Genomic DNA, 26,174 nt, shown 5'->3' on the forward strand with positions numbered 1-26,174 from the left:
GTAGTCGTAATCATAGTCATACTTGTCTTTACATCCACATCCGCGACCTCTGTCACGTACTTCTCTACACTCGCACTCAAAACGCTTGCCCCGTCGGTTGCGGCCACCTCGGTTACCGCCACAGCCAAACAGATAGTCCCAATGATTATATGACATTTCAAACTCTCCTTTTTTCCTCATAAATTGTCTTACATTAAATCCTATGTCAACTCTCACATTCGTTGTAATGACATAACCTAGCTATCGACAAAAAAGAGGGAGACGTCTATGAAATTGGGTAGTTTCACTGGATCGCAAAAAATAAAACTACTGTGCATAATTCCTCTTAACGTGAATTACATTGTATTAATGAAGGAATGCAGGTGCTGCAAATGACAGAAGTGTTACGTGTTCTCTTCGAACATCAGCCGGACTGGGTATACGGAGTGACTGGTTTTCTCATCATTGCGGGTGTGCTCGTTCTTTTTGTATTAATCGGACGCGCCGCGATGAAGTATACGGAGAAAATTGATAAAGAATTAGGATTCCAAAAAATTCAACAAGAATTGTTTACATCCAAAACCGAAGCTTCCTTACAAAAAGACATCTCGCTGCAAACGACACATGCGATGCAAAACGCAGAGCGATTTCTTGCGTCTCTGTCCAACTTAAAGGAACAAGAGTTACCCGTCACTGAACGATTAGAAGCGTACGAAAGCTTAATGATTCAACTCGTGAACACACTAAGTACCGATATTAAGTTCAAACCAGGCGAAGAACATTACTGCGCTATATGGATTGAAGAAGAAGAAATTGATCGGCTCGTGCTATTTGCAGGTAACACCCGTTTTGATGAAGGCGATCAAAACGACCAACTTCCCATTCATGAAACGATTGCCGGACGTTGTTTTCGCAAAAAAAGAAGAGAACACGTCCAGAACATTTACGCGGATGTTGATTATTACCCAACCGAGATGCTAAGAGTGGATTCCAAAGCGCTTCTTTGCTTCCCTTTATCCGAATGGGGAGTGTTAACCATCGATGCCCAGACGTCGTTTCAAAAAGAAGTGATTCCAATTGCCGCACTATATAGCAGATTTATTGAGCTGGCATTCATTGAATATAGTCAGACGCTTGATAATCAATTTGTCGATCAACAATTAAATGAGACAGAATACGATAGAAGCAAGGGAGGTTGATGCAATTTGTCAGGAAAAGAACTGCTAAAAAAAGCCGCAGCGCGATCGGCAAAAAAGCGTGGCATTCTATCTGAATCCCATTATCACAAATGGCTGAGAACGCAAAGACAGGCCGCAGCCAAAGCATCCACTTCCGATTATTCGGAGGCAAAAAGACAACTGTTAAAGCGACTGTAAATTGTCATTTCCGATATCACACGTTCGTCCAAGTTGGGCGGGCGTGCTTTTTTAATCCAACGTGTGCAATCTAATACCTTCCACTTACTCATTAAAAAACCGCCAGACTCCAACGTGTGGAATCTGGCGGTCCTCTTACCAAACTGCTCAGTTTTTTTATTTTTCATTGTCGTTTTTGTTGCGTTTGACAATCGACTCAAGAAGGTCGAGCAGTTCATCTTTACTTAAATCATTCGTCTCACGGTCTGTGGACGTGTTATTCTCTTGTTTCTCTTCTTCTTGGTACTCTTCGTTCTGTTCTTCTGTCATTTCTTCGTGTCGGTCTTCAGCGTCTCTAGGCTCCGGATCAGCCGGCGCTTTTTCATCATCGACTTCTTCAATGTCCTCTGCTTGTGTCGACTTGTACGTTGAAGGACGCCCTGCTTCGTGTGCGGGTAAATACATGCGTCGCTCTTCACCTGATTCATCGTAGTCACTCACAACTACATATGGCGTCCGGCGTGAGCGTGTTTCTTTATCAAACAAGCTGTACATGACCGGAATAAACACGAGTGTAAGCACTGTACTACTAATGAGACCACCAATTACAGCAATCGCCATTGGCTGCTGCATTTCTGCACCTTCACCCATACCAATCGCAATCGGCACCATACCTAGAATTGCAGTGACAGATGTCATCACAATCGGTCGTGTTCTTAACTTCACAGATTCAACGAGCGCATCGTAGGTAGACAACCCTTTTCGCTTCTGTTGATTCACGAAGTCAAGCATGACAATTCCGTTGTTTACTGCAATACCTACGAGAATGATTACACCGATAAAGGTCGTAATTCCGATAGCGGTTTGCGTTGCTGTAAGAGCAATTGCAACCCCGATAATAACGAGAGGAACCGTTAGCATCATAATAAATGGCAACTTAAATGATTCAAATTGTGCAGCCATAATGAGATAAATGAAGGTAACCGCAAGCACAAGCGCAAGAACCATGCTCATCATGCATCATCAAGGATTTCTTGCTCTCCGCCAAAGGAGAAGTTTGCTCCATCTGGCAACTCAACTTCATCAACAGACGATACAATCGCATCTGACACATCACTGAGTACAGCAGCAGTCGTATAACCGACTGTAAATTCAACGGCTTCTTCTTGGTCCGCTCGTTGAACGGCTGCAGGGCTTTCTCCTTCAGTGATCTCGGCAATATCATTGAGGTTTACCGTTTCACCTTCGTTATTTCTAATCGTTAAGACTTCAAGTTCATCTATTGAATCGGTAAAACTTGCATCGAGACCAACGACAACTTCATACGTCGTTGTCGTGCCATTTGTATCCTCTTCTTCATCATCATCAGGAATTTGGACAGTTGCAACGGTCTCGCCTTGGGTCGCCTCATTGACTTGTGTCGCAACTTCTGCTGGTGTTAGACCGTTGTCAAGTGCTGCCTCATCATCGACTTCGATAAGAATTTCTGGCACCGTATCTTCAATACTTAGTTGTACTTCTTGAATGATGGAGTAATCGAGCAACTCATCTTGTAGCTCTTCTGCGAAATCATACAACTCGCTACGCTCTGAGTGAGACACGATAAACGGTACCGTATTGGCTTCCCCGCCCATCGCTGCGGTCATTGTATAGGCTCGCAACTCTTCAACACCGTCATCTGCACGTTCCAGTTCACGCGTAATTGATTCCACAAACTCCGCATCCGTCATTGATCGCTCATCCATCGGAATCATCGATACGATGATTTGGGCAGTATGAGATTCACCTTCCCCACCATATCCATTGACGATCCTCCAATGGAGGCCGAGTAATGGTCGATTTCTTGGTAGTCATCCAAAACATCTTCGATTGCCGTTACGGCTTCATCTGTTCGCTCTAAACTCGTACCAGATTCCATTTCAATATCGACGTTAAATGACGATTGGTCAGCTTCTGGGAGAAGCTCTGTGCCGACTGTAAACAGTCCACCAATACCGCCAAAAAGAAGCAATAACGTAATCGCGATGACAGACTTGCGATGCCCGAGCGACCAGTGCGTAATATTTTCAAGTGATTTCATTGTTTTGCCTTGGCGGCGTTTTTCTTCAATGTCTTCTTTAGGTGCTTTTAATACACGGCTCGCAACCATCGGAACGACCGTAATCGCAACGAGGAGCGAAGACAATAAACTAAACGATACAGTTAAGGCTAGCTCACCAAAAATGTCTCCAACAATGCCTGTAATAAATACGATTGGCAAGAAAACAGAAATGGTCGTTAGCGTTGAGGCTGTAATCGCCCCCATCACTTCTTTCGTACCTTCTCTCGCTGCCTCTTTTGCGTCTTTACCTTTGGATAGGTGGCGATAAATGTTCTCAATAACAACAATCGCGTTATCAATAACAAGACCAATTCCTAGGGCAAGACCCCCCAGCGTCATGATGTTTAATCCAATGTCCAAAAAGAACATAAACGCAAATGTAACAATGACCGAGAAAGGTATGGCCAAGCCAATGATAAATGGTGTCTTCAAGTTTCTTAGGAAGAAGAACAACACTGTCATCGCCAGCACACCACCGAGTACGAGTGCAGAAAGTACACTGTTAATCGCTTGGTTTATAAAGTCCCCTTCATCATATAAGGAGATAATACTCAAGTCTTCAAAATCACTGTCATTCATTAATTCGTCCAACCGCTCATTTACTGCATCAGATGTTGATGCCGTATTGGCGCTAGATTCTTGCATGATCGATAACATCATGGCATCTTCTTGGTTGGCTCTTGTAATGACCGTTTGATCTTCGGTAACAATGTCTACGTCCCCGACATCATCAATCGTAATTTGATCGCCCGATTCTGGATCAACACCTACGACTAGCTCGCGAATGTCATTCACTGATGTGAGTTCGCTAACGACCCTTGTCGTTAAACTCAGATCATCCTGGAGCACAGTACCACCAGGCATGGAAACGTTGTTTGATTGAATGGCTCCACTAATGTCGTCTTGTGCGACGTTGTTATCATCCATGAGTTCACGATCGAGGTTCACTTCTACAATTTCTGTTAGACTACCTGATTCATCAACGCTTGCTACACCGGGTATGTTTAACAGTTCTTGTTCAAGGTCTAGCACATCATCTTGAAAGTCAATGATGTCATCCCCTGATGTGACCGCAAGTTGCATCATCGGGAACATCGATGGGTCAAATTGCAAAAAGCTCGGTTCATCCACACTATCAGGCAAGTTCACCTGCCGTAGCGTATTCATGATGTCCAGTTCAACATCTTCGATGTCTGTTTCCCAATCAAACTGCAAAATAATCATTGACGTGCCTTCAGTCGTATTCGACTGAATGAGATCTAAACCCGTTGTCGTCGCTAATTGCGCTTCTAACGGTTCAGTTACTTCGGTTAGAACTTCTTCTGGCCCTGCATCTGGATACGATGCAATCACCGCTGCTACTGGAGGATCAATATCTGGAATTAATTGTAGCGGTAATCTCGTAGAAGAAACGAGACCTACAATTAAAAACAAAATCATGACGACGATTGTAAAAACCGGACGTCTGATCGAGAAATTTGTCATGTGTAAACCACCCCTATGCCCTATCAATTTTTATGTATTTTTTACGTATGGAAATGCACTTCATTAGCATACACCGGAACGATGAACTGATTATGAACCAACTTCACATTCTTACCGTTGTCACAAATTAGTCATAACTTATGGAAGGCATGATCGTCACAGTGAACGTCGACCCTTCGTTTATTTTGCTCTGAACATTGATTGAAAATCCATGTGCATCAACAATTCGTTGAACGAGGGGAAGTCCGAGACCATTGCCACTCTTTTCAGGCGTTCTTGCTTCATCTACCGTATAAAACCGGTCAAACACATAAGAAAGGTGTTCTTCAGCGATCCCAATCCCTTCGTCTTCGATAACCAATTTGATCTGTTGGGGAAGCACAATGACATTCACCCATATAGTGCCGTGACTGTGCGAGAATTTAATCGCATTCGTAAACAAGTTCATCCATACTTGTTCCATTAAATCTTGGTCTGCCTCAATGGTAATCGAAGGCAACTCAACTTGAATATCGATATGCTTCTCTTCCCAAAGTAAGCGCGTAGATAAAATCACCCTACGAATTTGCTCATCCAAAGCATATGAAGTCATTTGCAGTGGATGATGTTCTGATTCTAACGAAGCGAGTTGCAGCAAGTGATCACTAAGCCGGGATAAACGTTGGGTACTCGACTGAATAATCGCTAAGTACTCTTCCCGCTCATTTTCTTTCACAACCCCGTCTCGAATCGCTTGAGTGAATCCATTGATCGTCGTCATCGGCGCCTTAAACTCGTGAGAAACATTACTCACGAACTCTTGTCGCATATTCTCCACTTTTTGCAACTCTTTGGACATGTAGTTGAAATTGTCCACTAGCTCGCCAATTTCATCTTCCCTTTTTTTCTGAATGTAAACCGAAAAATCTCCAGTTGCCATTTTTTTTGCTGCTTTTGATAGCAAGTTAATCGGCGAGACGATCGGTGTGGAAGCGATGAGAAACAGTATGCTACCTACAATAAATACGACGAGCAATGAAGCAATGATAATATCACGAACAGCTTGTGATTCTGCTGACAAATCAACTTGATAGACGAGCGTATGCAACTCTCCATTAATCGGTCGCGCGATAGCAATCTCAAACAACTCTTCCGTCCCTTTAAAAACAAAAGAAGATTCACCTTCACTTAGAGATGAGAAATTGTTGATGGAAGCGTCTGATATGGGTTGTGCGGCTTCACTTCTGTATTGCAATTGTTGCTCTTCATCCAAAACAGTCAATGTTGCTTGATGTTCCCTCGCATTCGCTTCTAAATCGGCGATCGACGCTGCTTCTTCAGAAAGAAGCAAGGCATTGATGCCATCTTCAACTGTTGAAAGGGATTGTTCAGAACGATGATGTTCTGGGTAGAAGACGTATGTAAACATATAGGCGGCACATAGACTGATGAGCAGCACGACGATAAACATCGTGACGATTCTCGCGTGAAAGCTTCTTCGAAAAAATAAGATGAGCATTATCCATACTCCTCCATCGTATATCCCAACCCTCGAATGGTCCGAATCGATAGCCCTTCAAACGGGCGAATTTTCTCCCTTAATCGTTTAATATGCACATCGACCGTTCGATCATCCCCTTCATAGTCATGTCCCCATATGAGTTGTATCAATTGATCTCGAGTGAAAATCGTGCCTGGGAATTTCGCAAGATGAAACAGCAGTTCGCATTCTTTTCTTTTTAACGCGACCTCCGTCCTGTCACTCGTCACTTTAAGTTTATCCTTTTGAATGACGTACGGACCAATTTGAACTTCTTGTGCAGTGAACAACTCGTAGCGGTTTAGTAATGCTTTGACACGTAATACGAGCTCTACTGGATCAAACGGTTTAACAAGATAATCATCGGTCCCTGCGTTAAATCCTTCGATTTTATCACTTGACTCGCCTTTTGCTGTCACGATGAGAATGGGCAATGTATAAGATTGGCGAATGAACCTCGTCACTTCCCATCCGTTTACTTTCGGCATCATCACATCGATAATCGCTAAAGAAACGGGTTGTTCCTTCATTTTTTCTAGCGCTTCTTCTCCATCTAATGCTTCGATTACACGGAATTGATCATTTTCTAAGTACAAACGGATGAGTCTTCGTATGTTCGCATCATCATCAGCGACAAGAATGGTTGTCATACTTTCACCGCCCTTTCTCTGCAGTATACCCCTCGTGTATGAACTGAGGATGACATCACAAAAAAACCTTTCGCTTCATTATAAATCAATGAAGCGAAAGGTTCATCTCTATTCATTTACTGGTTGTTTCTTTAAACCAGCACCAATTTTTTGCTTTTGAAGAAGTGGGTATAGTTTCAAAAATACTGGAACAAATACCGCACCGACGAGAATGCCTTTCATTAGATTAAATGGCAATATCCCTGCGAGAACCATTGTCATCATAATTTCAGGGGTAAATGGCATTTCCACAAGCCATACGTAAGCGGGTAAGAAAACAAAATAATTGAGTACGCTAAGAATAACGGTAAGTGAAAATGTGCCCACACCTACGCCAACAACGAGGCTGCGCGTCGTCCGGTACCGACGATAGATATACGCAATCGGCAACACAAATGCTAAGCTTGCGGTAAAGTTCGTCACCATACCGATCGGGTCGCCCGCCCCCATAAATAGTGTATAAAGAGCGATTTTAATACCTGCGACGGCAATGCTGCAACAGGCGAGAACAGAATGGCCGCTAACAACACAGGAATTTCACTAAAATCAATGCTTAAAAACGGTGTAGCTGTTAGAAACGGCAACGGAAAGCTTAGAAACATAAACGCGGTACCTAGTGCACCAAGTATGGCATAGCTTACCATTCGGAACGTTTTCGATGATTGGTTGTTCATAATAATTGCCTCCCTTCTCCGGTAAAAAAGGGATAACAGAGTTGTTCACTTTGTTATGTTCGTTGTTTTTCATTAAAAAAGCCCCTCGACAGTAAACTGCGAGGGGCTTGAGCGATCAATAACAAAGCGTTCACCTAAACAAATCGGCCGCATGATAAACATGCTACCCATCGAGTAGGAACGACTTTCTCTGCAATCTTCTCCCATCCAGACTATACTGTCGGTTCCGGAATTACACCGGATCAACCACTTTAAAATATAAAGTGGGTCACGGACTTGTTACAACGCGCGTAACTTACCGTCGGTCGGGAATTTCACCCTGCCCCGAAGATTTATATTAGATTATGTAACTTAGTGTATCCGATGATACGTAAACCGTCAACCATTTGTCCTCGATGTTTAAGATTACGCGCAATGGGTATGCTTTTTGAGACATCCATTCACTACTTTGGGAGGCCCATAATGCACATCCGCTTTGGTTTTGTTGCCAATGCCCTTGACCTTTATGAAGCATCACCTGCAAAAACAGTTACGTTTTCTCGTTATCGCCAGCTTGGCGAGAAAGAAGGTAAAAAGAAATTGCATGACGTGACCGAAATGAATTTATTACGAACGAAACGGATTATACATTACTTAATTGCCCATGAAATTCCGTTATACCGGTTCTCCTCTTCACTCGTCCCACTTGCAACACACCCTGAAACACAGTGGGATTATATAACGCCCTTTTCTCATTTATATAAAGAGATTGGCACTCTTGTTAAGACCCATCAATTACGAACGAGTTTTCACCCAAATCAGTTCACCCTGTTTACGAGTGATCGTGATCACGTCACTGAAAAAGCCGTTGAAGATTTGGTTTATCATTACGAGCTCGCAAAAGCGATGGGTTTACACAAAGAGATTCGAATTAACATCCACGTTGGAGGCGCTTATGGTGATAAACAGAAAGCGCTCGAACGGTTTCACAACAACATAAAGAAGGTTCCCACTCACATCTTAAAACAACTCACACTTGAAAATGACGATAAAACGTATACGACGACGGAAACACTCGCTGTCGCCGAGCAACACAGCATTCCGATGATGTTTGACTATCATCATTACGTGGCAAATCATACCGACGAAGAAGAACTAACAGAGCTACTTCCTCGGGTTTTTGCGACTTGGGAATCCACCTCTCAACCCGCCAAGATTCATATTTCCTCGCCAAAAAGCAAAACCGCTTTTCGGAGCCACGCGGATTATGTCGATGAAACGTTTCTCGAGCCGCTGCTCGACGGTTTGAAAACCATTCGAGAAAATGTGGATTTCATGATTGAAGCTAAAGCCAAAGATCGCGCTTGTTTGTCTCTCATTGATTGCCTCTCCAAAAAGCGTGGCATGAATCAAGTTACAGGAGGCTCGATAGTTATTCGTTAAAGACGGCCACCGCACGAACCGGGGAACCATCTCCGCCTTTAATATGCAGTGGCAATCCTATCCAAAGAAACGGCTTTCTGACCGGTACACGGCCTAAGTTAACAAGGTTTGTGTACGTTACAATCCCGTGCCCTAACAGCGCTTTTTCTAAGTCAACATCAATTTCACCTGCGGCAAACGGCGGTGCGGCTTTTACAATCGCATCAAAGTCCTCGATGCCGACGTCTTGTCGAAAAACAAGCCCTGTTCGCTCTGGAAGATGATGGACATCATCAACGAGAACCGCAGCGTGCACGAAAGTCGTAAGAGGGATCTGATCAATCGTGTGCTTTCCGGCATGCATGTGCGAGAACGCATCCACATGAGTGCCTGTATGAGATCCTAAACTTAAACGACGGACTTCGAATCCTTGCTGCTCAATTGTCGTCGCAACGTCTAGGTTTACTTCCGGATCGCCAGGGTAAACACTCATTCCTGATTCAATCGGTGCCGTTAAATCAATGATTTTCATTTTTTCCTCCTTTGGATCATCTCGTCATCCCATCGATTATTAAAGATCATTTGTTGTTCGTGTTTTCTTTCAATGCAATATATTTATCCTATCGGCCAAAAACGAAAGAAAATAAAGAACCCCAAACGTGTGTTTATACACGAACGTTTGGGGAGTTTCAAATCATTAGACTACACGACGTCATATCCTTGATCTTCAATTTCTTCTTTAATCTTATCCAATGTTACTTCGCTATCGTTAAAATTTACATCGACTTTGTTTTCGTCAAGGTGTACAACGACAGACGCCACACCGTTCATTTCCCCAACACTTGATTCAATTGCCTTCACACAGTGCCCACAAGACATACCTGTTACATTTAGTGTCGTATTCATTGCGATCCACCTCCTTCGTACACTGCTCCATCTCCATGAAATGTTCGTCATTCAACCGATGATTCTCGGACATTTACTACATATCCTACAAGTAAAATCTTAACATAGAGAAGTCGGAAAATAACATTTCGTTTTACGATGATTCATGCTCCTCACTTAGCATTTCAAACGTTTATAGACGCAATGCGTTCTGTAGCGGAGATTAATTAAGAATGAATTCCTGTTTCTCATCGTCTCGACGCTGACGTGCAACCCGGTAGTACTGAGTAATGACGCTATTGCTGCTTTTAACTCCTCATACACTCATTTCTACATGTTGGTCATCCGCTCGTGCGCCTTATGCAAAACATGTAAATGCGAGTCTTTATTCAGTATACATTATAGCTATAAACAACGCGCTGGAGGAGATAAGCAATGATTCAAATAACAGGAGTTTCCAAATCATATAAGAACAAAAACGCCTTACAAGCCATTGACATTGATATTCAACAAGGAGATTGCTTCGGTCTTGTTGGACCTAATGGTGCAGGGAAATCTACACTAATCAAAATATTAACGTCGATTTTGCAACATGACCGAGGGAGCATTACGATTCAAGAACGCCCGCTCCAAAAGACGAGTCAAAGTATGATTGGATACGTACCTCAAGACATTTGTTTAGAAGAAACACTCACTGCTGAAGATAACTTAACCTTTTTCGCTCGAATCCATCATTTAAAAGGAAAAGAAAGACGAGAAAGAATGGATGCTGTTCTCGAACAAATCAGCCTCACGAATCAAAGAAAAGACGTTGTATCTACATTTTCTGGAGGGATGAAGCGTAGACTGAACATCGGCTGTGCACTCTTGCACGACCCAGATGTTCTCATTATGGATGAGCCAACGGTCGGAATTGACCCCCAATCTCGTTACAATATCTATTCACTTATTCATCGTTTAAGACGTCTTGGCAAGACGATCATTTATACGAGTCATTACATGGAAGAAGTCGAACAGCTTTGCAATCGAGTTGCCTTTATTGATCATGGTGAAGTGGTTGCGTGCGGTTCTCTTTCCCAGATTGCCAATCAGCATGCCAAGTCTGGGGTCTATGTTGAATTCCAATCTGAGCAACCCGACATATTGAAGCCATTTGAACATGTAGAGGAAAAAGGAAACGGGTATCGCATTCTTACAGAACAGCCATTGCAACTGTTAGAGAAGATGGCCCACCAATTGAGCGAGATCACATCCCGATTGCTCGGCTTGAAGTATCGCAACCAAAACTGGAAGATATCTTTATTCAATTAACTGGGACTGCACTGCGAGAGGGGGACGCTCAGTAATGATTCCAATGTATGTACTGGAAATGAAGAAAAACCTCAAAGACAAAGGATTAATTTTTTGGACATTACTTCTCCCGATTGCCTTTATCGTTGTGTTCGCATCGATTTTCGGATCAGACACAACAGATCAAGAATTGACATTGCATTACGTTGACACCGATCAAAGCGATGAATCTGCTGAACTATTGCAAGAAATTTCCACACTTGAAAACGTCGAATTAGTAAAAGAAGAGAGCTACGCAAACAGTGTAGAACAAATTCAATCCGGTCAGATGAATGTGCTATTTCATCTTCCTGAAGGCTTCTCAAATGACGGGAGCGCGCATTTATATTACGAACAAGTGCGCGAAGAAGTGGCTGCACCAATGATTGCGATGTTAGAAAATTTGCGATACGGATTACAAGCAGAAGAGCAGTACACATTGGCACAAGAGGAGTGGAAGATGCTGCCATGGTCGCTGAATTTTTCACGCCACCGTTTGATATTTCTTATGAAGCACAAGATTCAGGTGGAGAGTTGATGCAATCACTCATCTTATCCCAGGTTATGCCGTCATGTTCACCTTCTTTATTATGATTTCAATGGTCACCTCATTTATTAAAGATCAACGATCCGGTATGCTTTCGCGGCTGGCAGCAACACCGCTTGCCCCGCTACAATACCTAGGAGGAAAGTGGATCGCTTTTATAACAATCGTTTTTTTGCAAGTCGTCATTCTTCTCCTTTTCGGTTACTTTGTGTACGATATCACCCTTGGAAATGTGCCCGCGATTACCGCTGTTTCCCTACTCCTTGCCCTGACTGCGACAGGTCTTGGTCTTGGCCTTAGCCTTGTTGTACGTACAGAGAATATGGGAATCGCACTCACACAAGTGATCGCTCTTGGCGGCGCGATTGTGGCTGGATTATGGATGCCTTTAGAATTTATGCCGTCCTTTATTCAAACCATCAGTGTCGGGTTACCCCAATACTGGGCGCATCAAGCATTTCTTGATGTGATGTCACGCGGGGCTACGATCGTTGACATTTGGCCCTCACTTGCAATGCTTCTTGGGTTTAGCATGCTTGGCGCATTTATCGCTTGGCTTAGCTACGGGCGTTACGTGAAACACGCAAACTAGCGCATAGCTCAATAAATTGACGGGAACCCTGAAAACACGACTATAGCGTATATGGCATTGCTAGGCTATACTAGAGAGAGTGAACGATACATGTAAGGGGGTTCATAAAATGCAGGAGGATACCCTGATCGAACAGCCGGACAAAAAACCGGTTTCTCCACACACAAATGACGATAAGGAACGATTGTTGAAACGACTGCGTCGCGTAGAAGGTCAAATTCGTGGCTTGCAGAACATGGTTGAAGATGATCGATATTGCGTCGACATCCTCGTTCAGATTACAGCTGTTCAAGCCGCATTGAAGAAAGTCGGCTACTCGTTACTTGAACATCATACGAAAACGTGCGTCGTACACGACATCCAAAACGGCAAAGAACAAGAATCCATCGATGAGCTGATGAAAGTCATTCAGCAATACGCCAAATAAGTACAGGCGAGACGGTTTCATTTGCACAACGGGTGGGTATATATGAAGTAACCTTCAACGAGGAGGACTTCAAAATGGGAAAAGGAAGTAAAGATCGTCTAAAGGGACTCGGCAACAAGATTAAAGGTTCTGCAGAAGATGCCGCAGGCAAAGCAACGAATGATCCTGATTTACAAGCAAAAGGGAAATTCGATAAAGTTAAAGGTACAGCCCAAGAAACAAAAGGCAAACTAAAAGATACGTAATGAATTAAAAAACGCAGATCTTAAATCGATCTGCGTTTTTTGCTATGTGGCCGAGGGGTCAGTTCTTATGAATTGACGCTCATCTTCATTTAACCCACATGCCCCACATTGGATGCGGTTGCTCGGTCCACTATAAGGCAGGTGAAACGGGTCTAATTCTGATTGCTGGTATTCTTCGACTACATCCCCCGTTTGTGGATTCAGTTTCACCGCATGCGGAGACTGTTCAATAATGTGAAAACGTGTTTTATTCGTTTTGCATGCTGGGCATACATAATGCGTCGTCATCAAATCCCTCCTGTTTTACGATTATCGTTCCCTTGAGCTTGTTTCTTTATCCAGAAAAAGGATGACGCATACAGCGGCATCCTTTTTTGCTTATTCTGGTGCAACAACAACCCCACAACCAATTCGGTCTCCAGCGTCTCCTGCCTTCTTCGTTTCTTCATCCGCACCCGGTGCATCTGACTCTGAAGATTGATAACGGTCAGGAATGTTCGCAAAGTTATCGGCACCTTCATGAATCATCACAGAAACATCCGCATCAATTAACTCTTCTGCACCAAATCGGTCCATCATAAATGTCGCTTGTGCAGTGCCATCTTCATTCACATACAAGGATGGCATGTCTCCAGCATGATGATCATGAGAAACATCTTCAGGAGAGTAATGTCCACCCGCTGTCGTAAACGGACCGTCAGCCGCATCCGCTTCACAAATACCCTTTTCATGAATATGGAACCCATGAAATCCTGCAGGCTCTAACCCTTCGACTTTCGTATGGACAACCGTCTTCCCTTGACTGTCTTGGTAGAAATTCGCCTCGCCAATGACGTCTTGATTTACATTTATAATTTCTGCCATCGCTGACGGTTTCAACGGCGTATTCTCATGTTGAACGGCATTGACTTCTTCTACTTCATCCTCGCCAGGGGTTTGCTCGTCTTGCGCACAGCCGGTAGCTAAAATCGCAACCATTGCCACGATCATATACTTCTCAATTCCTACACCTCTTTTCTATTTACATGCTAGCTTTGCCAACATGTTTCTTCTTTCATACATGAAAGATCATTCCAAAAAATAGGTGTAGGATCGTTGACTTTACACAGTAGGTTCGATTTTTTCTCCATTAATCCATGTGCTTAAATGCGTGGATGCATAATGGAACGGGTGGCCTGTCCAGATCGCAAAGTCTGCGTCCATCCCACTAGCGAGGTGACCGATTCGATCCTCTAGACCAAGATGTTTAGCCGCATTTGATGTAACAGCTTTCATCGCTGTCTTTTCACTTAGCCCAGCAGTGATTGCTTTTGATGCACTTACGAGCAAATGCTCAATAGCAATGACAGGATGATCCGTCGTAATCGCAATATTAACCCCTCTCATCTCAAGCTCCATTAGCGTGTGCCAACTTTTTTGACTCGTTTCGATTTTTGATTTTGGTGACATCGTTGGGCCAACTGACACCGATACATCATGCATCGCCACATGATCAGCAATCAAATGGGCTTCCGTCCCGTGTTCTAACGTTAAATCAAAATCAAACTCCTTCTTTAATCGAAGGACTGTAACAATGTCATCTGCTCGGTGCGCATGAATGCGGAATGGAATTTCTTTTCGCAATACTTTCGCTAACTGCTCATAACCAAGCTTAAAATCTGTCGTCCCGGCTTTTCGTTTTTCCATATACTCTTTCGTACGATACATTTCTTCACGAAAGATTGAGGCAATGCCCATACGTGTAATCGGCTTTTTCGTACGAGAACCATACACACGTTTCGGGTTTTCCCCAAACGCCGCCTTCATACCCGACGGGGCGGCAATTGCCATGTGATCAGCAATACTTCCTGATGTTTTCACTGTGCACATTTCTCCACCGATCACATTCGCACTTCCTGGCAACACTTGCACCGTCGTTACACCCGTCCGGATGGCATTTTGAAATCCTTCCTCTAAAGGATTGAGGCCATCAAGAGCGCGGACTTCTGGCGTGACCGGGTCGCTCGTTTCGTTGAAATCCGCCCCTGCTTGCCCGATCCCCTCTTCACTTACACCTAGATGCGTATGCACATCAATAAACCCAGGGGTTATATACCCGCCGCGAACATCAACTTTCTCCGCCTCAGACGGAATGTCCCCTTCTTTTACAATTCGTTTCACTTTTCCGTCTTCAATTAATAGCGCTTTCCCTTCGTATTTTTCACCGTCTCCATTAAAGATTGTTCCATTATAAAAAGCTTTCACTTATGACCACTCCTTTCAAACAGTGTAACAAAAGACGATAAATCTGGACATCGATCATGCTCAATAGCAAAAAAACAACAAAATATTATTGACAAAAACGAACAAATCAGCCTATAATATTGTTGTCGCCATTACTTATACGTTCCGTTAGCTCAGTTGGGAGAGCGCCACCTTGACAGGGTGGAGGTCACTGGTTCGAGCCCAGTACGGGACACCATGAATATAACCTACCAAACTCTTGATACAGAAGGTTTTTGTTTTGCCTACAAATGTTACTCTCCCATTGCTCCATACCCTAAAACCCCATTTGACATGAATTTGACACGAATCAGCTTTTAGCTTGTCCCATAGAACAATCTTCCGAATTCCTCGGCCGTATCCTTTTGCAGGTTAGGCAAGACATGACTATACGTGTCCAGTGTAATGCGCACATTAGCATGTCCGAGTCTCTCAGATACGATCTTAGGGTTAACTCCTTGTTTAAGGAGCAAGCTAGCATGTGTATGCCTCAAATCATGAAACCTTATCTTCTTGACCCCAGCTTTTTCAATGATGGTATAGAACGTTCTGAGGATGTTCCTGGGTGAAACAGGCGTTCCGATCGTTGTCCTGAATACTAAATCATGATCATTGTAAAGCGGACCCGCTTCCAGCTTCTCAAGTTTATACTTTTGCTTCACTTTTATAATGCTATTTAGTGTTTTATCATCTAAAGCAATACGCCTGTTTCCGGCTGAAGTTTTAGCCCCTACAGACAATACCTTGCCTTGATGAGAGAGCGTCTGAACAACCGCCAATGTGCTGTTATCCTCGTCAATATCCTTGAAACGAAGCCCAAGAATTTCCCCCTGTCTCATGCCTGATGTTAGCGCTAAGAGGTACACTTGATAGTAACGATATCCTTTGGCCACTTTAAGAAATCGATGAATTTCATCTTCATCCCAAACCTCAATCTCCCTCTTAACTACCTTCGGTGGATCCACAAGAAAAGCAGGGTTCTTGGTAGTCAACTCCCACTTCATGGCTTTAGTGAGCGAGTCATTGATTAAGGTGTGTATCTTTCTTATATTCTCGTCTGACAGCCTCTGAGTGCTCTTTAAATCGTTGTAAAAGCCCTGGATATCTCTAGGTGTCATTTTGCGTAATTGGATACTGCCTAGTGCAGGTATAATGAAACGATTCACTAAATACGTGTACGTCTCTAATGTGTTGGTTTTTATATACGTTTTTTTATCACTTAGCCAAGTATCCATGAACTCCGAATAGAGCATCTTTGTAGGCTCTACGTACATGCCTTATTGATCTGATCTTGGATTTCCACCAGAGCGGCCTCAGCTTCCTTCTTGGTCTTAAACCCCCTTTTTGTTGTTGATTTAAACTTCCCGTTCTCCTTGTAGTTTAAGGAATAATACCACTTATTTCCCTTTGCCTTTTCGTTTTTGTAAACCGGCATTACAAAACCTCCTAATGATTTTGAATGCTAAAAAGCCAGAGAATTATGGGGAATAACGGTTCTTTCTGTAACTGTCTGTCACACTCAATGTCCATTTGAATATAACCCGTTTCTCTCCAATTCTCAAACTAATTAGCGTTTACTTTATAAAAAAGCACCCCGTCATGGAGTGCCTGTGAACCATTTTTCAAATGCATCTTTTGAGATTTTTATACGCCGACCTACCCTAATATAATGAAATGGTTTAGGTTCTGAGTTGAGTAATTCATAGGTCTGCTTTTCTCCTATATTTAAAAATTCTTGAACGTGCTTCGGCTCCATGACTTCTGGGTACTCAGTCAACGATTTGCTCATTGTTTTCACCTCATTTTTCCACTTGTATGTTGAGATTTAAAGCTAGTTTGTAGAATGCTTTCCAACGTAATTTTTGATAAGTCCCTTGGCTGATTGGTGGTTGAAACTCAAAGTTGTAAATTGCTTGATCTGTTTTGTACTCCGAGTCATTGACCATGTAACGCTTTTCGATCAAAAACCTCTCGAGAGAGGGCAGTCGTTTGACTGCCCGTTCGATCCTCTCGCAATACTGATCACGTTCACGCTGTTTGTCTGCGTTATAAGCCGCAATATCCCCTGTCTGATCACTCGTTTCATTAGTGGGACCGTGATATCTAACCTCTGAAGATGCTGTGATTGACGCCTCACGCTCATCGAAAGAAAGATACTTGTACAGCCTGTACTTTTCGAGAGCTGCTTGTACGGCTGTTTTAGTCTGTTTGCGATCCAGCTCTGGAAGCTCAAATATCATAGTCACTCATCCCCTTATTTAAAACGGCAAATCGTCGTCAGATGGAGCACCGTGTCTTTCTTCTTGCCCTTATCTTCATCGTCTTCATCTGACTCATTTAAAGCATCTTCTTCCTCTGGACTCAATGTGTTTTCTAGCGATGTCTGCTCATAGCCATCATCTTCCTTTTTAACCGAGGCAGTTCCGTCTTCAGACACGCTATATTCGATGCCTCATGAGGTGGCTCGAAGTCCTCCAGGCTTGTTTGAGCAGGCTCAATGATCAGCGTCACATCATGTCCTGCAAAGGCGTATAGCTGACGTGCTTTCTCGTCGCTGTCACCTTTAATGGCGAACTTGAGGACGGTCTTTTTGGAGTCCTTTTGAATGGATACAAACTCAGCGGTCGTCATGCCTGCATCGCAATTATTAATTTCAAAATTGACCATTTCGCCGGCTAGAAGATGTAGGTCATTGGTGTTCTCCTCATCCCCGTGCAATTCAAATTTGAGCACTTCTTTTTTGTCATCTTTTTGTTGAGATTTAAACAATAAATTGAGTGATTTTTTTGGCATGGTATGGCTCCGTCCTAAGCTTAAATTGTAGTCCGATGATTCTCTTCCTCGATCGCCTCAGCATAAGCATTGTAAAAATCAATGTTTTCATGTGGATCTGGTTTTCTATTCATTTAGTGCCATCCTTTCAATCTAAAGGATATTGCTCCATACATACTTAGTAACAACAACACAACGATCGTTGTAAATAGATGCAAATCCAAAGTTACGGTGATGTGGTTTTTGTAGATAAAGATAACCACCAGTACAGCCAACAACAGCGGATTGATTACATTGAGGAGAATGCCAAGAAGTTTATTCATTCCTACTCAGCCTCCAACAAATGGGGATGCTCGTAGATGTTGCCTAGATAAGTCCAACTGCATTCATGTAGCCCGTGGAAATTACAGACAGGGACTTTCTCTCCCTCAAATCCATCTTGATCATCCTCGTATCCCATGTGCTTTTGAATATCCTTTTGTTGCATCTTGGTTAAACAAACGCAGGCTAGTTCTTCCTCATACTCCAAAACGCCTGTAATTTCATTTTCATACTCAGTACCATCAAACAAAAATTGGTGCATTCTAACAATGTAGCCAGTGTATAGATCTTTTGGTTCTTCAAATTGCTCTATATCTTTGAGCCGGTGCATTGCATCAGTATATATTCACCGTCCTCACCGCTTCCCTCACCATTTTGGAGGTTGTAATACTCAACCACTCCATCTATTACGTGCAAGCTATCGTGTCGATCCTCACCTACGATGTGTGTTGTATTAGTGCCTTTATCGTAGACCATGAATTTATAATCCCTACTCATCGCCCTTCGATCCTTTTACGATGGTCTTTAATCAATAATATCTTTGTCACCTGTCGCTTACTCTTTTGCATATCTTGATCACATCGCCAGCAAACAGTTTTATGCGTCTCTCCTTGGCAATATAAGCAAAGTCGGTCGTTTGATACAGTTGCTCACTCATCGCTTGCCGCCTCCTTTAAGAAATAGCAATCTCAATTTCTCTATTTACATCACAAAGTTCAGGTAAGTTTGCTTCAACTAGTGCTTTTGCAAAAGGCGGGGGAACAGAGTTACCGCACCTTGCTACTTGGTGTGTTTTTGGGAAAGGTTTTCCCTCGCAATCTCGATCGATGATGTAATCGCTGGGAAAACCTTGTGCCGCAAATAGCTCGTGTGGTTGCAACATTCTCATGCCTATATCAGTAATTTGATATTCTTCACCGGCAACATTGACCAAGCCAAAACGATCTTTCGTTGAAATGGTATGCAACGGGATATTAAGATCCTGCCGACACCTTGACCGTAATATTTTATTAAGAATGACCGAACTTCTGCTACATGATTTCCCCCGGCAGTAATTGTTGGTAAAGGTTCATCAAGTGATTGTCCATATTGATTATTTCTCAAAATGGAGAGGTGACTGGTCACCAGTTGCGTTTGTGTACCGCGAGCTGTGATTGTAGGCAATGGTTTGTAATCTCAGTACCAGTCATACCGCCAAAATGTTTTGCCAAGAATGTAGCCACTAATGAAAAACGATTTGCCGTGCTGATTGTGTGTAGTGGTCCGTTAACATCTAGACCACGTACTTCATTAGATACAGTCTCTGTGTAATAGCTTGTTAAAAACGGTGAAACCAGCGCGACCTCATTTTTAGAAGTAGTAATAAATGGTTCAGGATTATCGACCACAAAACGCTTAATTCCTTTCGCAATTCTTCGCATTGTATTCTCAGCAAGTGGTCTCTTGCGTTCAAATATTGAAGGACAAGGCAAGGACCAATCTATAATTTCTGCAGCTGATCTCCAAGGCTTCAAACTCCTATGACTTACCGCTGAACTTTGAGGATCGCCATGTGTTGGATCTGGCCAGATAATTGGTTTGCCATGCAACGAGCGATTAAAAAGAACCTTTTTCTGATAGTTGGAGCACCGTAGTCACAAGCTCTTAATACTCTCCAATCAACTTCGTATCCCTTCTTTTCTAATTGCCTAACGAACGAATTGTATATACTGCCTTTCTTATCAACAATTGGTTTCCCGTCTTCTGCGAGAGGTCCCCATGTCTGAAACTCCTCTACATTTTCAAGAATTATAACTCTCGGTCTTACTTTTGCTGCCCATCTATGAGCAATCCAAGCAAGCCCACGAATAGTTTTGTTTAATGGTTTTCCACCTTTGGCTTTTGAAAAATGCTTACAATCGGGAGAAAGCCAACACAACCCAACCTTTCTTCCTCTAACCACTTCTACTGGATCTACATCCCAAACCGATTCACAATAGTGCTCAGTGTGGGGATGGTTTACCTTGTGCATGGAAATAGCCCCAATGTCATGATTAATAGCCACGTCCACATTAAGTCCAGTCGCTTGCTCAATGCCCGAGGAAGCTCCACCACCGCCAGCAAAATTGTCAACTATGATCTCACGGAACAATGAAGTTTCTCTGATCAATCCGCTCACCTCCCATAACGCTCAAGATACTCGTCTAAAATGGCAGCATATTTTTCTTCAATGAAACTGAACCGACTCTGATGCAAATTGCCACTCCAACCCGTCAGATCATCAAGATCTTTCAAGTCACTGAAGCCCTTCTCAGTCTCAGCATGAAAAAACTCCATATCTCCTGCCGCTCTCCAATGACGCATGTTCTTACAGCGCTTGCTGACTCAGCCGTTGCCAATTTTTTATCCGTGGCTCGATCTTTTCCTCTTCTGATTTGCTTGTATTTCAATCACGATCTTTTTTAGGATCGTAGAAGCATAACGCTTAGTGAAATTCGTTTGTGGCTCATTGCCATCACTCCGTGTCGCCCTTAGTAAGAAGCATAATGAGGTGAGTCAGATTTGTTAGCTCGTTCTCCGTCATCGTCATCATCTTCGTCAAAAAATATCGTGATTTCCAAGTCTTGTTCAGTGTCAAAATCAAGCCACTTGGTGGATCCGTCCTCGCTTTCATCCTTATAAAAATGACCGTTTCTGAAGTTACTGAATGCCTTAGCTTTTACCCAAGCTTCCGCTTCGGTTTCAGCCTCAAGTGTTATATCAATATCTGCGCCCATTTCGAGCGCTTTTTGGATTGCTTCTTCCTTGGTCATTTTTCACGCCACCTTATCTAAGTCTAGTCCCACATTTTGGACAGTAAGGACCATTCCAATATTTTCTAGCAATGAAATGCATGCCTCGTTTAACCGAGAATGAATAATTACAATGGATATAACTTTTTGGGGGTAAGTGATCCAGAGCTTTAGTGAACCAGGTTTCATGTTTCAATTTGCAACTCCCCCTAACTCCATCAACTCCGGCACACGCACCCGCTCAGTTTCCAATTCATTTAACGACAGCTCATGAAACAACCGGCCATCTCTCGATAAATACAATTGCTGACTGTGCATCTCCTGGATGATTAAAGCTTTACGTAACTGGCTCATAGCGCACCTCCGGAAGATGTTGGCGAAGGCTTTCAGCAGTGGCTAAATAAAGACTTTTATAACGCTTGGCTTCATCCATTTTTCTTGTGATAAATTCCCGGTCCTGTTGAACGTTTCTCCTAATGTCCTCAAATTGTTCTTCTAACTTTCTATTGTTGACTGGTCTTCTGTTCGTTGAGCACGAAGCTGATCAAGTTCTTCTTTCAAAGCCACAATTGCTTTTTGGTATTCTTCGAGAAGATCGTGATTAGGAGGATCTTCGTCACTTTTGAATTCAACATCAGCTTTTGGTTCTTCCGCTGCTAGTATCTCTGCGGTCTCTTGTAGTGAAGGTTTCTTGCTCGATACTGAGTAATTGGACATCCCTTTCAACCCATTCTTTCTTTTCCAATTTGTAAGCTCAGGTTGATTAAGGCCGTACTCTTTCATAATCTTATGATCTGGCATGCCATCGTCTTCTTTGTGTTGACGGTACCGGTCGATAGTTAGTTCCTTTTTCATGGGTTTTCCTCCCTTTAAATTTTGCATATGCGCTCGCATCTGCTCAGGCGTCCATTGAGATGTCTTCACATCAGAATTAAAGTCAGATTTATTATTAGTGTTTTCAGCACGTCTAGCCCTGCTATCCTTGCCGTATGATTCGCTCACGCTTTCACCTTCTTGCGTTTGTTTTTCGGTTTTTTAGGATTAAGAAACGAGTCTATACCTCCTGCTGGTACGGTAGCAACGTCTGCTTATAGCCGTTTTTAGCTTTCCACAAATCCAAAGTTATGCGAGCGATCAAGAAGGCATCAGCTACGTTGTCTGAAGGAAATGTGAGGTTGTAGTGCGTCTTGATTGCTTTAATGACGGCTTTCTTTTTGTGCGGTCCAGAGATACGTTGTTTATTGCCTTTTTCTCCAACCCAACCTGTAACGTGTACATACTTTTTAACGGTGTTAGGGGCAATGTCCAGATAATTAAACCCTTTAGCATCGAGCATCATACGGATACCCCAACCAATGCCGCCGTTTTGCACCGCCTGTTGTGATGCAAAGCCAAAGCCCTCAATACCAACGTGATCGTTAGGCTGCATGTGTGCTGCTACGTCATGAATCATGGTACGCATCCGCTTAGGGTCTTTGTCACCAATCCCCGTGAGCTCTTTGGCTTTGATGATTTGACCAGTGCCAGATAGAGCGACAAATCCTGTTTTGGTTGATGGATCTATACCGAGAAATCTCATTGGACTGATCCCTGCTGTAGTTCTGCTTTCTTCTTGCGAAAAGCTTTCTGTGATATGAAAAAGAGGTCTGAATCTTTCTTACCAGCTTCAACAAGTGGATCTCTAAGTTTGTTTAGCTCGTCCATTGTTTGGCATGCATTTATCTGTTCAATGAAAGAATTCATAATAGCCTCACATTCCGAGCCAGTCCCTTTGTGGTTCCGGCTCTATATTTGGTTGAACAGGCTCATCCGGTGGGAAATCTAAGCCTGCATAAAATTTTCGGTTATAAACTTGAATTTGTTCAGATACATAGTCAAATAGCTTGTGCTTTTTTGCCCGCTCTTCTTCCGGCAATAGTGGGTGCTCGAGTTCATCCGCTGTCTCCACAAGAAAAGCGAGTGCTTTCTCACGTTGTTCATCCGTTTCAATCTTCTTCATTTGCACGCAACTCCGTGAATTTTTGGATGTAGCCTTCGAATAACAAGCGGAACTCATTAATACCTACATCTCGTCCTTTTGCGATGAACTGTTGCACGACGGGTCCAGCAATGTGAGTGTCGTTGTCATCACGCCAAAGGAACTCAACCACGTCCGCATCCTGCTCAATTGAAGATGATTCCTTGAGGTCAGATAACTGAGGTTTACCTTTGTTTTATCACTGTCCCTAGTCATCTGAGATAGCATCATGAAGCAACAGTCAATGTCACGAGCTAGTTGTTTAGCAGCTGATGTCACCTTACCGATTGCTGTCGTCCTGAGCTCGCCTTTTGCTTGTGGAATGGACATGATTTGCAGGTAGTCTACGGCGATCATAGCCACTTTGCCGTGCTTGCGTTTAAAACGCTTAGCGGTTGCTCTCACCGTATCCATCGAAACGCCGGCGCTGTCTTGGATAAAAATCGGCAACTTTTCAAGCTCATCGTACAAGTCGCTGATTTTCTGAAGGTCATATGACTCAAGATTTTTGTTCTTTATCCGGTTAAGAGGGATACCCGTTACTGCTGAAACAATACGGTCTTTTAGCTGGTTCTCGCCCATTTCCTGCGAGTAAATAAGCACGGGCCCCGCATCTTGTTTAGCCACGCCGTATACCCGTTGTAGGAGCATTGCTGTTTTACCTACAGAAGGTCGCCCAGCAGAGACAAACAGCCAACCACGAGCAATACCGTTTGACCAGGCATCGAATTTATTAAAGCCGGTCTTGATGAAGTCACCTAATGCATCTTTTTGAAGATAGATCATATAATCGTCTCTTGTTTCAGCAAAGTTTTTCATGCGGCCCTCCTCGATCGGGCGCATTTGCTGAACAAGTGATTCAGCTGCGGAAAAGTAATCCTCATCGCTCTCAAAATCTTGGTCCGTTAAGGCTATAATTTGAGCTCCGATGTCTGCCCCTCTGCGCTTGTGAGCCGCTGAGCGCACGATGCGGGCATAATGAATGGTGTTAGCTGTAGATGGAACTGAACCCGCCAAATCTGTCAGATAAGACACACCGCCGCTCTCATCCATACGTCCGTACTTTTGGTACTCAGCTGTTACCGTTGTGAGGTCTATAGGTTTGCTCCGGCTATCCAGATATTTCATAACTTCATAGATTTTTTGGTGCTGGTCAGTTAGAAAATCGCGAGACTCTAAAAAGGTGATGTCGTCCATGACTTGCGGGTCTATAAATACGGCTCCTAAAACCGACTGCTCAGCTTGTATTGCATTATCTGTCGTACTTAAATTCACGTGGATCTCCCCCTTCAGCTATCCATTTGTTACGAGCAATTTCAATGTCTCGTGGATCGGCGGGCGCTTTCTTTTGTACCGGTTGCTTTTCCTGCTTCATCTTAATTGCGAGCTTTGAGAACTGCTTTCGAAGCTTTTCCCCAGACTGAACATTCGCCTTCCAAAATTCATCCGTTACAACCCAATCCATAACGTCTTTTACGGTCCGCTTATCAGCCCGTCGATCTCTACGAGCTTTCGCATGTCATCTGCAAGTTTGCATGTTGGAACGTTTGGTGATCTCTCCAAGACCTTCAGACTTTGCCATCTCATCTATACGACTTTTGAAGTAAGATGCCATCTTGTAGTACGTGTTTTCCTTGTCATACTGAGGCTTGGGATCCTTTTTATTTTTAGGCTGAGAAACTGACTTCGTATCTTCAACAGGAGGAGGCTTTTCTTCTATCTGATAAGCCTCCCAATTCTTGATTGTAATGAGATGATATTGACGGCCTTTTCTACCCTTCTCAATGACAATCATTTCGTTCGATTCAATCCACTCTAAAATACGTTTTATCGTGCGGGTGTCGGGTTTGATGAAAGCATTGTTGTACTTATGGCCAACACCGTTTGATATATTGGTAAGAGACGTTAGTAGCTGCCCTTTTTTTAGTGGCATTTTACTTCCGTCCCTCATCGGTACATGCGTATCTTTATGACTCGCCATATATTTCAGCCACTGCCACACCTTGTAATACAGGGGCGGCATCTGCCATATATCGCTGTTGAGCTCTTTACGAAAGTCTTTGATATACCCCTGCATTCACCTCACTTCCTATGACGACTTTTTCAGGGTGATCCCGAGGTCTTTTGCCATACCTTGGGCTAATTCAATTGCAGCTTGATTGTTGCTAACAACGGCTTTGTCATACCAGTCTTGAGCCACGTTTTTGCGGTCTTCGGATTCAGAAATAAAACCTTTACTTAAAGCATCGAACAAGAGATCTCGGTCTTCTTTGCTTCTTTGTACGAACCGAACAATAGCCCTATTCATTTCTTTCGGAACAGCTCCGGCAACAATGCTCGTCCTAAAAGCACCATCATCTAGCAATGCTTGAATTTCTGAGCAAACATCATCAGGTAGTACGAGCTTCTGAGTATCTAACTTTTTGAGATAATACTGTTCCGTCTCAGCCATTTCCGATTTGAGACGGGTATTTTCAAGAACAAGATCGTCACAGTCAGCCTTGATTTTGTTGTAATCAGTTGTAAGCTCGCTTTTGTCCTGCGCTTGATCTGACAGTTTCTTTAATAAATCCTCGTTATCCTTAACGATGTTGTCATATTCATCCTTTGAATACGATTCTTCAATTACGATAGCGTCCATATGCGTAACGATATCGCCCATGTTTTGTCCCGATATAATTTGGAAATCGGGGATCATACCTATAACTCCTGGCGTTTTCCCCTTTACTTTACGAGCTTCGTGCTCTGAGCCTTTCATAATCACGGGGCTACCTTTAATATTCACTAGAATCTTTATCCTCAT

At 43.2% G+C, this 26,174-nt stretch carries 33 protein-coding genes, 1 tRNA gene, 3 pseudogenes and 1 riboswitch; of the genes and pseudogenes, 8 read left to right on the top strand and 29 right to left on the bottom strand.

The features are described from left to right. Nucleotides 1–371: 371 nt before the first annotated feature. Nucleotides 372–1,178, top strand: coding sequence for a GAF domain-containing protein (locus JCM19037_RS18115; protein ID WP_042403530.1), 807 nt, complete (start codon nt 372–374; stop codon nt 1,176–1,178). 333 nt (nt 1,179–1,511) lie between these two features. Here JCM19037_RS18115 and JCM19037_RS28775 read toward each other — a convergent pair whose 3' ends face one another. The 6 genes and pseudogenes from JCM19037_RS28775 to JCM19037_RS30315 form a co-directional block, all read right to left on the bottom strand. After that, complete coding sequence (locus tag JCM19037_RS28775) at nt 1,512–2,348, bottom strand: efflux RND transporter permease subunit (protein WP_255357941.1); 837 nt, start codon at nt 2,346–2,348, stop codon at nt 1,512–1,514. After that, complete coding sequence (locus tag JCM19037_RS28780; protein ID WP_255357942.1) at nt 2,348–3,079, bottom strand: efflux RND transporter permease subunit; 732 nt, start codon at nt 3,077–3,079, stop codon at nt 2,348–2,350. Before JCM19037_RS28780 ends, JCM19037_RS28775 begins: the two co-directional genes overlap by 1 nt. A 5-nt stretch (nt 3,080–3,084) precedes the next feature. Next, nucleotides 3,085–4,920, bottom strand: coding sequence for an efflux RND transporter permease subunit (locus tag JCM19037_RS28785; RefSeq protein WP_255357943.1), 1,836 nt, complete (start codon nt 4,918–4,920; stop codon nt 3,085–3,087). Between the two features lie 127 nt (nt 4,921–5,047). Beyond that, complete coding sequence (locus tag JCM19037_RS18125; protein WP_052364040.1) at nt 5,048–6,418, bottom strand: cell wall metabolism sensor histidine kinase WalK; 1,371 nt, start codon at nt 6,416–6,418, stop codon at nt 5,048–5,050. Continuing rightward, a complete protein-coding gene (locus JCM19037_RS18130) occupies nt 6,418–7,089 on the bottom strand; it encodes a response regulator transcription factor (protein WP_042403532.1) in 672 nt (223 codons plus the stop codon). Before JCM19037_RS18130 ends, JCM19037_RS18125 begins: the two co-directional genes overlap by 1 nt. Before the next feature lie 108 nt (nt 7,090–7,197). Next, nucleotides 7,198–7,802: pseudogene (locus JCM19037_RS30315) on the bottom strand (ECF transporter S component). A gap of 191 nt (nt 7,803–7,993) precedes the next feature. Further along, nucleotides 7,994–8,138, bottom strand: a riboswitch (FMN riboswitch). 126 nt (nt 8,139–8,264) lie between these two features. Between JCM19037_RS30315 and uvsE the strand changes: the two are divergent. After that, on the top strand, nt 8,265–9,224 hold the full coding sequence (gene uvsE / locus JCM19037_RS18140) for a UV DNA damage repair endonuclease UvsE (RefSeq protein ID WP_042403534.1): 960 nt from the start codon (nt 8,265–8,267) through the stop codon (nt 9,222–9,224). Here the strand turns inward: uvsE and JCM19037_RS18145 are convergent. Both JCM19037_RS18145 and copZ read right to left on the bottom strand, forming a co-directional pair. Next, complete coding sequence (locus tag JCM19037_RS18145) at nt 9,214–9,735, bottom strand: cyclase family protein (protein ID WP_042403536.1); 522 nt, start codon at nt 9,733–9,735, stop codon at nt 9,214–9,216. The genes uvsE and JCM19037_RS18145 overlap by 11 nt on opposite strands. 170 nt (nt 9,736–9,905) lie before the next feature. Continuing rightward, nucleotides 9,906–10,109, bottom strand: a complete 204-nt coding sequence (gene copZ, locus JCM19037_RS18150) for a copper chaperone CopZ (RefSeq protein WP_042403538.1) — start codon at nt 10,107–10,109, stop codon at nt 9,906–9,908. 414 nt (nt 10,110–10,523) lie between these two features. Between copZ and JCM19037_RS18155 the strand changes: the two genes are divergently transcribed. The 5 genes from JCM19037_RS18155 (at nt 10,524) to JCM19037_RS24630 (ending at nt 13,228) form a co-directional block, all read left to right on the top strand. Then, nucleotides 10,524–11,399 carry an ABC transporter ATP-binding protein gene (locus JCM19037_RS18155; protein ID WP_052364043.1) on the top strand — a complete coding sequence of 292 codons (876 nt, stop codon included), beginning with the start codon at nt 10,524–10,526 and terminating at the stop codon, nt 11,397–11,399. A gap of 34 nt (nt 11,400–11,433) precedes the next feature. Next, nucleotides 11,434–11,955 carry an ABC transporter permease gene (locus JCM19037_RS18160; RefSeq protein ID WP_042403540.1) on the top strand — a complete coding sequence of 174 codons (522 nt, stop codon included), beginning with the start codon at nt 11,434–11,436 and terminating at the stop codon, nt 11,953–11,955. 16 nt (nt 11,956–11,971) lie between these two features. Beyond that, nucleotides 11,972–12,556 carry an ABC transporter permease gene (locus JCM19037_RS18165; RefSeq protein ID WP_255357946.1) on the top strand — a complete coding sequence of 195 codons (585 nt, stop codon included), beginning with the start codon at nt 11,972–11,974 and terminating at the stop codon, nt 12,554–12,556. Nucleotides 12,557–12,665: 109 nt separating this feature from the next. Beyond that, nucleotides 12,666–12,983, top strand: coding sequence for a metal-sensing transcriptional repressor (locus JCM19037_RS18170; RefSeq protein ID WP_042403542.1), 318 nt, complete (start codon nt 12,666–12,668; stop codon nt 12,981–12,983). A gap of 74 nt (nt 12,984–13,057) precedes the next feature. Next, entirely contained in the window at nt 13,058–13,228 is a 171-nt protein-coding gene (locus tag JCM19037_RS24630; protein ID WP_081829423.1) for a CsbD family protein, read from the top strand. Between the two features lie 42 nt (nt 13,229–13,270). Here the strand turns inward: JCM19037_RS24630 and JCM19037_RS18175 are convergent, their stop codons facing one another. The 3 genes from JCM19037_RS18175 to JCM19037_RS18185 form a co-directional block, all read right to left on the bottom strand. Next, on the bottom strand, nt 13,271–13,516 hold the full coding sequence (locus tag JCM19037_RS18175) for a hypothetical protein (protein ID WP_042403544.1): 246 nt from the start codon (nt 13,514–13,516) through the stop codon (nt 13,271–13,273). A 90-nt stretch (nt 13,517–13,606) separates the two neighbouring features. Continuing rightward, nucleotides 13,607–14,206 (bottom strand): superoxide dismutase family protein, encoded by a 600-nt coding sequence (locus JCM19037_RS18180; RefSeq protein ID WP_238544803.1) that lies wholly within the window; start codon nt 14,204–14,206, stop codon nt 13,607–13,609. A 123-nt stretch (nt 14,207–14,329) separates the two neighbouring features. Further along, a complete protein-coding gene (locus JCM19037_RS18185; RefSeq protein ID WP_042403548.1) occupies nt 14,330–15,472 on the bottom strand; it encodes an amidohydrolase in 1,143 nt (380 codons plus the stop codon). Between the two features lie 141 nt (nt 15,473–15,613). Between JCM19037_RS18185 and JCM19037_RS18190 the strand changes: the two genes are divergently transcribed. Next, nucleotides 15,614–15,689: transfer RNA gene (locus JCM19037_RS18190), tRNA-Val, on the top strand. Nucleotides 15,690–15,807: 118 nt separating this feature from the next. Here the strand turns inward: JCM19037_RS18190 and JCM19037_RS18195 are convergent. The 18 genes and pseudogenes from JCM19037_RS18195 to JCM19037_RS18275 form a co-directional block, all read right to left on the bottom strand. Beyond that, nucleotides 15,808–16,725 (bottom strand): site-specific integrase, encoded by a 918-nt coding sequence (locus JCM19037_RS18195; RefSeq protein ID WP_307189870.1) that lies wholly within the window; start codon nt 16,723–16,725, stop codon nt 15,808–15,810. Between the two features lie 29 nt (nt 16,726–16,754). Further along, on the bottom strand, nt 16,755–16,925 hold the full coding sequence (locus tag JCM19037_RS29610) for an Arm DNA-binding domain-containing protein (RefSeq protein WP_307189871.1): 171 nt from the start codon (nt 16,923–16,925) through the stop codon (nt 16,755–16,757). A 162-nt stretch (nt 16,926–17,087) separates the two neighbouring features. After that, nucleotides 17,088–17,279, bottom strand: a complete 192-nt coding sequence (locus JCM19037_RS18200) for a helix-turn-helix domain-containing protein (RefSeq protein ID WP_042403550.1) — start codon at nt 17,277–17,279, stop codon at nt 17,088–17,090. Between the two features lie 10 nt (nt 17,280–17,289). Next, nucleotides 17,290–17,730 carry an ArpU family phage packaging/lysis transcriptional regulator gene (locus JCM19037_RS18205; protein ID WP_042403551.1) on the bottom strand — a complete coding sequence of 147 codons (441 nt, stop codon included), beginning with the start codon at nt 17,728–17,730 and terminating at the stop codon, nt 17,290–17,292. 133 nt (nt 17,731–17,863) lie between these two features. Next, complete coding sequence (locus tag JCM19037_RS18210) at nt 17,864–18,283, bottom strand: hypothetical protein (RefSeq protein ID WP_052364045.1); 420 nt, start codon at nt 18,281–18,283, stop codon at nt 17,864–17,866. Nucleotides 18,284–18,587: 304 nt separating this feature from the next. Then, on the bottom strand, nt 18,588–18,914 hold the full coding sequence (locus JCM19037_RS30320; RefSeq protein ID WP_042403555.1) for a YopX family protein: 327 nt from the start codon (nt 18,912–18,914) through the stop codon (nt 18,588–18,590). Between the two features lie 342 nt (nt 18,915–19,256). Further along, a pseudogene (locus tag JCM19037_RS18230) lies at nt 19,257–20,729 on the bottom strand (DNA cytosine methyltransferase). 8 nt (nt 20,730–20,737) lie between these two features. Then, entirely contained in the window at nt 20,738–20,926 is a 189-nt protein-coding gene (locus JCM19037_RS25265) for a DUF1140 family protein (protein ID WP_152549138.1), read from the bottom strand. Nucleotides 20,927–21,093: 167 nt separating this feature from the next. Continuing rightward, nucleotides 21,094–21,375, bottom strand: a complete 282-nt coding sequence (locus JCM19037_RS18240) for a hypothetical protein (protein ID WP_042403559.1) — start codon at nt 21,373–21,375, stop codon at nt 21,094–21,096. Between the two features lie 171 nt (nt 21,376–21,546). Continuing rightward, nucleotides 21,547–21,708, bottom strand: a complete 162-nt coding sequence (locus JCM19037_RS26020) for a hypothetical protein (protein WP_193744807.1) — start codon at nt 21,706–21,708, stop codon at nt 21,547–21,549. Nucleotides 21,709–21,849: 141 nt separating this feature from the next. Next, entirely contained in the window at nt 21,850–22,356 is a 507-nt protein-coding gene (locus tag JCM19037_RS18245) for a hypothetical protein (RefSeq protein ID WP_052364046.1), read from the bottom strand. A gap of 52 nt (nt 22,357–22,408) precedes the next feature. Beyond that, nucleotides 22,409–22,933: a hypothetical protein gene (locus JCM19037_RS18250; RefSeq protein WP_042403564.1), complete on the bottom strand. Its 525-nt coding sequence runs from the start codon at nt 22,931–22,933 to the stop codon at nt 22,409–22,411. Between the two features lie 171 nt (nt 22,934–23,104). Beyond that, nucleotides 23,105–23,353, bottom strand: a complete 249-nt coding sequence (locus JCM19037_RS18255) for a hypothetical protein (RefSeq protein ID WP_042403566.1) — start codon at nt 23,351–23,353, stop codon at nt 23,105–23,107. Next, a complete protein-coding gene (locus tag JCM19037_RS28790) occupies nt 23,340–23,504 on the bottom strand; it encodes a hypothetical protein (RefSeq protein WP_255357944.1) in 165 nt (54 codons plus the stop codon). The genes JCM19037_RS18255 and JCM19037_RS28790 overlap by 14 nt, the downstream gene beginning before the upstream one ends. A 119-nt stretch (nt 23,505–23,623) precedes the next feature. Beyond that, nucleotides 23,624–24,568 (bottom strand): annotated as a pseudogene (locus tag JCM19037_RS18260) (replicative DNA helicase); the annotation flags it as partial. 55 nt (nt 24,569–24,623) lie between these two features. Further along, nucleotides 24,624–24,836, bottom strand: coding sequence for a hypothetical protein (locus JCM19037_RS18265; protein ID WP_042403567.1), 213 nt, complete (start codon nt 24,834–24,836; stop codon nt 24,624–24,626). Nucleotides 24,837–24,890: 54 nt separating this feature from the next. Next, nucleotides 24,891–25,448, bottom strand: a complete 558-nt coding sequence (locus tag JCM19037_RS18270; protein WP_042403569.1) for a hypothetical protein — start codon at nt 25,446–25,448, stop codon at nt 24,891–24,893. Nucleotides 25,449–25,460: 12 nt separating this feature from the next. Next, the gene (locus JCM19037_RS18275) at nt 25,461–26,156 is read right to left on the bottom strand and encodes a hypothetical protein (protein WP_152549139.1); all 696 of its coding nucleotides are present in this window, start codon (nt 26,154–26,156) and stop codon (nt 25,461–25,463) included. Nucleotides 26,157–26,174 lie beyond the last annotated feature (18 nt).

The sequence above is a fragment of the Geomicrobium sp. JCM 19037 genome (assembly GCF_000698105.1).
Lineage (GTDB): Bacteria > Bacillota > Bacilli > Bacillales > Marinococcaceae > Geomicrobium_A.

Excerpts from the sequence above, each read along its gene's own strand:
- JCM19037_RS24630 (WP_081829423.1), top strand. The coding sequence starts at position 13,058 with ATGGGAAAAGGAAGTAAAGATCGTCTAAAGGGACTCGGCAACAAGATT.
- JCM19037_RS25265 (WP_152549138.1), bottom strand. The coding sequence starts at position 20,926 with ATGCGTCATTGGAGAGCGGCAGGAGATATGGAGTTTTTTCATGCTGAG.
- JCM19037_RS18125 (WP_052364040.1), bottom strand. The coding sequence starts at position 6,418 with ATGCTCATCTTATTTTTTCGAAGAAGCTTTCACGCGAGAATCGTCACG.
- JCM19037_RS18265 (WP_042403567.1), bottom strand. The coding sequence starts at position 24,836 with ATGGATTGGGTTGTAACGGATGAATTTTGGAAGGCGAATGTTCAGTCT.
- JCM19037_RS18255 (WP_042403566.1), bottom strand. The coding sequence starts at position 23,353 with ATGAAGAAGATTGAAACGGATGAACAACGTGAGAAAGCACTCGCTTTT.
- JCM19037_RS29610 (WP_307189871.1), bottom strand. The coding sequence starts at position 16,925 with ATGCCGGTTTACAAAAACGAAAAGGCAAAGGGAAATAAGTGGTATTAT.
- JCM19037_RS18270 (WP_042403569.1), bottom strand. The coding sequence starts at position 25,448 with ATGCAGGGGTATATCAAAGACTTTCGTAAAGAGCTCAACAGCGATATA.
- JCM19037_RS18195 (WP_307189870.1), bottom strand. The coding sequence starts at position 16,725 with ATGGATACTTGGCTAAGTGATAAAAAAACGTATATAAAAACCAACACA.
- JCM19037_RS18175 (WP_042403544.1), bottom strand. The coding sequence starts at position 13,516 with ATGACGACGCATTATGTATGCCCAGCATGCAAAACGAATAAAACACGT.
- JCM19037_RS18170 (WP_042403542.1), top strand. The coding sequence starts at position 12,666 with ATGCAGGAGGATACCCTGATCGAACAGCCGGACAAAAAACCGGTTTCT.
- JCM19037_RS18180 (WP_238544803.1), bottom strand. The coding sequence starts at position 14,206 with ATGGTTGCGATTTTAGCTACCGGCTGTGCGCAAGACGAGCAAACCCCT.
- JCM19037_RS18250 (WP_042403564.1), bottom strand. The coding sequence starts at position 22,933 with ATGAGATTTCTCGGTATAGATCCATCAACCAAAACAGGATTTGTCGCT.
- JCM19037_RS18205 (WP_042403551.1), bottom strand. The coding sequence starts at position 17,730 with ATGATATTTGAGCTTCCAGAGCTGGATCGCAAACAGACTAAAACAGCC.
- JCM19037_RS28780 (WP_255357942.1), bottom strand. The coding sequence starts at position 3,079 with ATGGATGAGCGATCAATGACGGATGCGGAGTTTGTGGAATCAATTACG.
- JCM19037_RS18210 (WP_052364045.1), bottom strand. The coding sequence starts at position 18,283 with ATGCCAAAAAAATCACTCAATTTATTGTTTAAATCTCAACAAAAAGAT.
- JCM19037_RS18200 (WP_042403550.1), bottom strand. The coding sequence starts at position 17,279 with ATGAGCAAATCGTTGACTGAGTACCCAGAAGTCATGGAGCCGAAGCAC.
- copZ (WP_042403538.1), bottom strand. The coding sequence starts at position 10,109 with ATGAATACGACACTAAATGTAACAGGTATGTCTTGTGGGCACTGTGTG.
- JCM19037_RS18115 (WP_042403530.1), top strand. The coding sequence starts at position 372 with ATGACAGAAGTGTTACGTGTTCTCTTCGAACATCAGCCGGACTGGGTA.
- JCM19037_RS18130 (WP_042403532.1), bottom strand. The coding sequence starts at position 7,089 with ATGACAACCATTCTTGTCGCTGATGATGATGCGAACATACGAAGACTC.
- JCM19037_RS18240 (WP_042403559.1), bottom strand. The coding sequence starts at position 21,375 with ATGACCAAGGAAGAAGCAATCCAAAAAGCGCTCGAAATGGGCGCAGAT.
- JCM19037_RS30320 (WP_042403555.1), bottom strand. The coding sequence starts at position 18,914 with ATGCACCGGCTCAAAGATATAGAGCAATTTGAAGAACCAAAAGATCTA.
- JCM19037_RS28775 (WP_255357941.1), bottom strand. The coding sequence starts at position 2,348 with ATGAGCATGGTTCTTGCGCTTGTGCTTGCGGTTACCTTCATTTATCTC.
- JCM19037_RS18160 (WP_042403540.1), top strand. The coding sequence starts at position 11,434 with ATGATTCCAATGTATGTACTGGAAATGAAGAAAAACCTCAAAGACAAA.
- JCM19037_RS18145 (WP_042403536.1), bottom strand. The coding sequence starts at position 9,735 with ATGAAAATCATTGATTTAACGGCACCGATTGAATCAGGAATGAGTGTT.
- JCM19037_RS18155 (WP_052364043.1), top strand. The coding sequence starts at position 10,524 with ATGATTCAAATAACAGGAGTTTCCAAATCATATAAGAACAAAAACGCC.
- JCM19037_RS28785 (WP_255357943.1), bottom strand. The coding sequence starts at position 4,920 with ATGACAAATTTCTCGATCAGACGTCCGGTTTTTACAATCGTCGTCATG.
- uvsE (WP_042403534.1), top strand. The coding sequence starts at position 8,265 with ATGCACATCCGCTTTGGTTTTGTTGCCAATGCCCTTGACCTTTATGAA.
- JCM19037_RS26020 (WP_193744807.1), bottom strand. The coding sequence starts at position 21,708 with ATGAGCCAGTTACGTAAAGCTTTAATCATCCAGGAGATGCACAGTCAG.